Below are 6,114 nucleotides of genomic sequence, written 5' to 3' on the forward strand. Positions count from 1 at the left end.
CCCGAATCCGTCGATCCTCAAGACCGTCACCTCTGACGCACTGGCGCGGGGGTCGCAGGAGGCACCGTGCTCACCGCGTTCGCCCGGGCGTTCAGGACGCCCGACCTGCGCAAGAAGCTGCTCTTCACGCTGGGCATCATCGTGCTGTACCGGCTCGGCGCGCACATCCCGATCCCCGGGGTGAGCTACGAGAACGTGCAGACGTGTGTCAGCGCCGCCCAGAAGGGCAACAGCAGTCTGTTCGGCCTGGTGAACATGTTCAGCGGCGGGGCGCTGCTCCAGATCACCCTGTTCGCGCTCGGCATCATGCCGTACATCACCGCGAGCATCATCCTCCAGCTGCTGACCGTCGTGATCCCCCGGCTCGAAGCCCTCAAGAAGGAGGGCCAGTCGGGTCAGACGAAGATCACGCAGTACACCCGCTACCTGACGATCGCGCTGGCCATCCTCCAGGGCACCGGCCTCGTCGCCACCGCCCGCAGCGGCGCCCTCTTCCAGGGCTGCCCGGTGGCCTCGGACATCGTCCCGGACCATTCGCTCTTCATGACCATCACCATGGTCATCACCATGACGTCCGGCACCGCGATGGTCATGTGGCTCGGTGAGATGATCACCGACAAGGGCATCGGCAACGGCATGTCGATCCTGATGTTCGTCTCCATCGCGTCGGGCTTCCCCGGCACGCTGTGGTCCATCAAGGAGAGCGGCTCGCTGGCCGGCGGCTGGATCAACTTCGGCGGGGTCATCCTCATCGGCTTCGTGATGGTCGGGCTCGTCGTCTTCGTCGAACAGGCGCAACGGCGCATCCCCGTCCAGTACGCGAAGCGGATGATCGGCCGCCGCTCGTACGGCGGAACCTCGACGTACATTCCCCTCAAGGTGAACCAGGCCGGTGTGATCCCGGTCATCTTCGCCTCTTCGCTGCTGTACATCCCCGCCCTGATCGCCCAGTTCTCCAGCTCCACCTCGGGCTGGAAAACCTGGATTCAGGACAACTTCGTCAAGGGTGACCACCCGTACTACGTGACGGCGTACTTCCTGTTGATCGTGTTCTTCGCCTTCTTCTACGTGGCGATCTCGTTCAACCCCGAGGAAGTCGCCGACAATATGAAGAAGTATGGTGGCTTCATCCCAGGTATTCGTGCTGGTCGGCCTACCGCCGAGTATCTGAGCTACGTGCTCAACCGGATCACCTGGCCGGGTTCGCTGTACCTGGGGCTGATCGCACTCGCGCCGACAGTGGCGTTGGCGAGTTATGGCGGTGCGGGCAACTCGATCGGCGGCACGAGCATCCTGATCATCGTGGGTGTGGGTCTGGAGACCGTGAAGCAGATCGAGAGCCAGCTCCAGCAGCGCAACTACGAAGGGTTCCTCCGCTGATGCGAATCGTCCTCGTCGGGCCGCCCGGTGCGGGCAAGGGTACGCAGGCCGCGTACCTTGCCAAGAACCTGTCGATCCCGCACATCTCCACCGGCGACCTGTTCCGCGCCAACATCAGCCAGGGCACCCCGCTCGGCAAGAAGGCCAAGGAATACATCGACGCCGGCGAGCTGGTGCCCGACGAGGTGACCATCGGGATGGCGCGCGACCGGATGGGCGAGTCCGACGCCGCCGACGGCTTCCTGCTGGACGGCTTCCCGCGCAACGTGGCCCAGGCCAAGGCGCTCGACGAGTCCCTCGCGGGCGACGGCCTCGCACTGGACGCCGTCCTGGACCTGGAGGTCCCGGAGGACGAGGTGGTCAAGCGGATCGCCGGCCGCCGCATCTGCCGCAACGACAGCGCGCACGTCTTCCACGTGACGTACAACCCGCCGAGGACCGAGGGCGTCTGCGACGTCTGCGGCGGCGAGCTGTACCAGCGTGCCGACGACGACGAGGAGACGGTGCGCAAGCGTCTTGAGGTCTACCACCGCGAGACCGAGCCGATCATCGACCACTACAGAACCCAGGGCCTCGTGGTCACCATCTCCGCCCTCGGCAAGGTCACCGAGGTGACCGAGCGGGCGATGGAAGCGCTCAAGCGCGACGCGGCCGCGTAACACCGGACACCACCCGGATCGCAGAACGCCGCGGACCGGGGAACGACGGCTCCGGCTCACGCCGGGGCCACTGATGTGAGTGACGGCCGTGGTGTCCTACGGGCACCACGGCCGTACCGTTTGACGGGGACCGTGCCGTGCACGGGGCCGGGCCCCACGCAGGGCGCGCCCCTCCCGGGGCCGTCCCCGACGACGAGCACGGACGAGCACGGACGAGCAGGGCACGCAGGCGTACGGATTCTGGTGGGAAGGCGCGGAACGCACATGGTGGAGATCAAGAACCCCGAGCAGATCGCGAAGATGCGTGAGGCGGGCCTGGTCGTCGCCGCCGTCCACGCGGCCACGGCGGAGGCCGCCGTGCCCGGCGCGACCACCAAGGACCTCGACGAGGTCGCCCGCAAGGTGCTCGCCGACCACGGCGCGAAGCCGAACTTCCTCGGGTACGGCGGCTTCCCCGCGACGATCTGCACGTCGGTCAACGACGTCGTCGTCCACGGCATCCCCGACGACAAGACGGTCCTCAAGGACGGCGACCTGATCTCCGTGGACGCGGGCGCCATCGTGGACGGCTGGCACGGCGACGCCGCGTACACCGCGTTCGTCGGCACCGGGCACTCGCCGGAGCTCGTCGAGCTCTCGCGGGTGACCGAGGAGTCCATGTGGGCCGGCATCGCCGCGATGAGGACTGGCAACCGCCTGATCGACGTGTCGCGCGCGATCGAGTCGTACATCCGCAGGCAGCCCAAGCCGGGCGGCGGAAAGTACGGGATCATCGAGGACTACGGCGGCCACGGCATCGGGACCTCCATGCACATGGACCCGCACCTGCTGAACTACGTCTCGCGCAAGCGCGGCAAGGGCCCCAAGCTGGTGCCCGGCTTCTGCCTCGCGATCGAGCCGATGGTGTCGCTCGGCACCCCGCACACCGAGGTCATGCCCGACGAGTGGACCGTGGTCACCCTCGACCACACCTGGTCCTCGCACTGGGAGCACTCGATCGCGCTGACCGAGGAGGGGCCGCTGGTCCTCACCGCGGTCGACGGCGGGCGCGCGAAGCTCGCGGAGCTCGGCGTGACGGCGGCGCCGGACCCGCTGGCCTGAGCCTCGGTATCCGTTGCCCGTCCCGGGCACAGGAACGTTCCTGTGCGCCCGGTCCTCGGGGCCGGGGCGGGCCCTGTGCGGGGGCGGGACGCGTGCGCACCCGGGTGAGCGGGGCGTCAAGGGTTGCTTAGGGATCATCGTGCGTGGGCACACTTCACGGATTCGTCTTTTCAGAAGCGCTGCCGTAGACTGACGCGTCGGCTCTGGTGCACCCGTGTGTCCCCACACGGTGGCCGGAATCGATCAAGGTAGCCGATTCGAAGGGCGAAGCGTGGCCAAGAAGCAAGGTGCCATCGAAATTGAGGGCACCGTGATCGAGTCCCTCCCGAACGCCATGTTCAAGGTGGAGCTCCAGAACGGTCACAAAGTCCTCGCGCACATCAGCGGCAAGATGCGGATGCACTACATCCGTATCCTCCCGGATGACCGGGTCGTCGTGGAGCTCTCCCCGTACGACCTCACGCGCGGTCGGATCGTCTACCGATACAAGTAGATCTTGCGGTGCCCCCTCGCGGGCTCCCGCACTGACCCGGAGAACCTCAATCCCATGAAGGTCAAGCCGAGCGTCAAGAAGATCTGCGACAAGTGCAAGGTGATCCGCCGTAACGGCCGGGTCATGGTCATCTGCGACAACCTGCGCCACAAGCAGCGCCAGGGCTGACGCGGGCTACCGCCCCGTACCGCACTTCTCGTAACTCTTCGCGCGACGCGAGCAGCTCACGTGACAACGCAGCGCACGGCGCCCCCAGGGCGCTGACACCCCCGGTGGAGGCCGGGGACCCGGACGCCATCCGGGAGCGGTGCTGCGGCAGACCTCCGAATCCAACAGGAGCCATGAATGGCACGCCTCGCAGGCGTTGACCTTCCGCGCGAAAAGCGCGTCGAGGTCGCCCTCACCTACGTCTTCGGTATCGGGCGCACCCGGTCCAAGGAGACGCTCGCCGCCACCGGCGTCAACCCCGACACCCGCGTCCGCGACCTTCCCGAGGAAGACCTCGTCAAGATCCGCGAGTACGTGGACGCGAACCTCAAGACCGAGGGTGACCTTCGTCGCGAGATCGCCGCCGACATCCGCCGCAAGGTCGAGATCGGCTGCTACCAGGGGCTGCGCCACCGTCGCGGTCTGCCCGTCCACGGGCAGCGCACGAGCACCAACGCGCGTACCCGCAAGGGCCCGCGTCGCGCGATCGCCGGCAAGAAGAAGCCGGGCAAGAAGTAGTCCGCAGCAGGACATCACGCTTCACCAGCGGTCTTCGCTGTAGGACCGACCACCTCTTCTCCGTAGGAGACAACCCGACATGCCCCCTAAGGGACGTCAGGGCGCTGCCAAGAAGGTGCGCCGCAAGGAAAAGAAGAACGTCGCTCACGGCCACGCGCACATCAAGAGCACGTTCAACAACACGATCGTCTCGATCACGGACCCCTCGGGCAACGTGATCTCCTGGGCCTCCGCCGGCCACGTCGGCTTCAAGGGCTCGCGCAAGTCGACCCCCTTCGCCGCGCAGATGGCCGCCGAGTCGGCCGCGCGCCGCGCGCAGGAGCACGGCATGCGCAAGGTGGACGTCTTCGTCAAGGGTCCCGGCTCCGGCCGTGAGACCGCGATCCGCTCGCTCCAGGCCACCGGCCTTGAGGTGGGCTCGATCCAGGACGTGACGCCGACCCCGCACAACGGCTGCCGTCCGCCCAAGCGCCGCCGCGTCTGAGGCAGGCACCTCTCGGGTCACGGGCGGCACGACGCGAACATGTTCGCGCCGGGTCGCCCGTACCCTTGTAGTACTGAAGGGCGTCAAATAGCGGGCGCCCCCAACAGAAGGATTCATCCATGCTTATCGCTCAGCGTCCGTCGCTGACCGAAGAGGTCGTCGACGAGTACCGCTCCCGGTTCGTCATCGAGCCGCTGGAGCCGGGCTTCGGCTACACCCTCGGCAACTCCCTGCGCCGCACCCTCCTCTCCTCGATCCCCGGTGCCGCTGTCACCAGCATCCGGATCGACGGGGTCCTGCACGAGTTCACCACCGTGCCGGGCGTCAAGGAGGACGTGACCGACCTCATCCTCAACATCAAGCAGCTGGTCGTCTCCTCGGAGCACGACGAGCCGGTCGTGATGTACCTGCGCAAGCAGGGCCCCGGCCTGGTCACCGCCGCGGACATCGCGCCGCCTGCCGGTGTCGAGGTGCACAACCCCGACCTGGTGCTCGCCACGCTGAACGCCAAGGGCAAGCTGGAGATGGAGCTGACCGTCGAGCGCGGTCGCGGCTACGTCTCCGCCGTCCAGAACAAGCAGGTGGGCCAGGAGATCGGCCGTATCCCGGTCGACTCCATCTACTCGCCCGTGCTCAAGGTCACGTACAAGGTCGAGGCGACCCGTGTCGAGCAGCGCACCGACTTCGACAAGCTGATCGTCGACGTCGAGACCAAGCAGGCCATGCGGCCCCGTGACGCCATGGCGTCCGCGGGCAAGACGCTGGTCGAGCTGTTCGGCCTGGCGCGCGAGCTCAACATCGACGCCGAGGGCATCGACATGGGCCCGTCGCCGACGGACGCGGCGCTCGCCGCCGACCTCGCGCTGCCGATCGAGGAGCTGGAACTCACCGTCCGGTCGTACAACTGCCTCAAGCGCGAGGGCATCCACTCGGTGGGCGAGCTCGTCGCCCGCTCCGAGGCGGACCTGCTCGACATCCGCAACTTCGGCGCGAAGTCGATCGACGAGGTCAAGGCGAAGCTGGCCGGCATGGGCCTGGCGCTCAAGGACAGCCCGCCCGGATTCGACCCGACCGCCGCCGCCGACGCGTTCGGCGCGGAGGACGACGCGGACGCCGGCTTCGTGGAGACCGAGCAGTACTGAGTACGCGGGGTTGGCGCGCGGCCCCGCCCGCCCCCCCGCCCCCCCCGGGCCCCCCCCGCCCCCCCCCCGGGGGGGCCCCCCCCCCCCCCCGCCCCCCCGCCCAGGTAACGGCCCGGGAGCCAAAAAAGG

General features: G+C 67.8%; 8 protein-coding genes. All 8 read left to right on the forward strand.

What is annotated here, in order from left to right; all coding sequences use genetic code 11:
* Positions 1-66 precede the first annotated feature (66 nt).
* Positions 67-1,380, forward strand: coding sequence for a preprotein translocase subunit SecY (gene secY, locus LCE31_RS08535; RefSeq protein ID WP_225013401.1), 1,314 nt, complete (start codon positions 67-69; stop codon positions 1,378-1,380).
* Positions 1,380-2,039, forward strand: a complete 660-nt coding sequence (locus tag LCE31_RS08540; RefSeq protein WP_225013402.1) for an adenylate kinase — start codon at positions 1,380-1,382, stop codon at positions 2,037-2,039. The genes secY and LCE31_RS08540 overlap by 1 nt, the downstream gene beginning before the upstream one ends.
* Positions 2,040-2,303: 264 nt before the next feature.
* Positions 2,304-3,140, forward strand: coding sequence for a type I methionyl aminopeptidase (gene map / locus LCE31_RS08545; RefSeq protein WP_225013403.1), 837 nt, complete (start codon positions 2,304-2,306; stop codon positions 3,138-3,140).
* Between the two features lie 271 nt (positions 3,141-3,411).
* Positions 3,412-3,633, forward strand: a complete 222-nt coding sequence (infA, locus tag LCE31_RS08550; RefSeq protein WP_003956442.1) for a translation initiation factor IF-1 — start codon at positions 3,412-3,414, stop codon at positions 3,631-3,633.
* Between the two features lie 54 nt (positions 3,634-3,687).
* Positions 3,688-3,801: a 50S ribosomal protein L36 gene (rpmJ, locus tag LCE31_RS08555; RefSeq protein WP_030903823.1), complete on the forward strand. Its 114-nt coding sequence runs from the start codon at positions 3,688-3,690 to the stop codon at positions 3,799-3,801.
* 177 nt (positions 3,802-3,978) lie between these two features.
* On the forward strand, positions 3,979-4,359 hold the full coding sequence (gene rpsM, locus LCE31_RS08560) for a 30S ribosomal protein S13 (protein WP_225013404.1): 381 nt from the start codon (positions 3,979-3,981) through the stop codon (positions 4,357-4,359).
* Between the two features lie 79 nt (positions 4,360-4,438).
* On the forward strand, positions 4,439-4,843 hold the full coding sequence (gene rpsK, locus LCE31_RS08565) for a 30S ribosomal protein S11 (RefSeq protein ID WP_003956432.1): 405 nt from the start codon (positions 4,439-4,441) through the stop codon (positions 4,841-4,843).
* Positions 4,844-4,962: 119 nt separating this feature from the next.
* Entirely contained in the window at positions 4,963-5,985 is a 1,023-nt protein-coding gene (locus tag LCE31_RS08570; RefSeq protein ID WP_030283432.1) for a DNA-directed RNA polymerase subunit alpha, read from the forward strand.
* The last annotated feature ends 129 nt before the right edge of the window (positions 5,986-6,114 follow it).

Origin of the sequence: Streptomyces sp. 8L (genome assembly GCF_020176795.1) — a bacterium.
GTDB lineage: Bacteria > Actinomycetota > Actinomycetes > Streptomycetales > Streptomycetaceae > Streptomyces.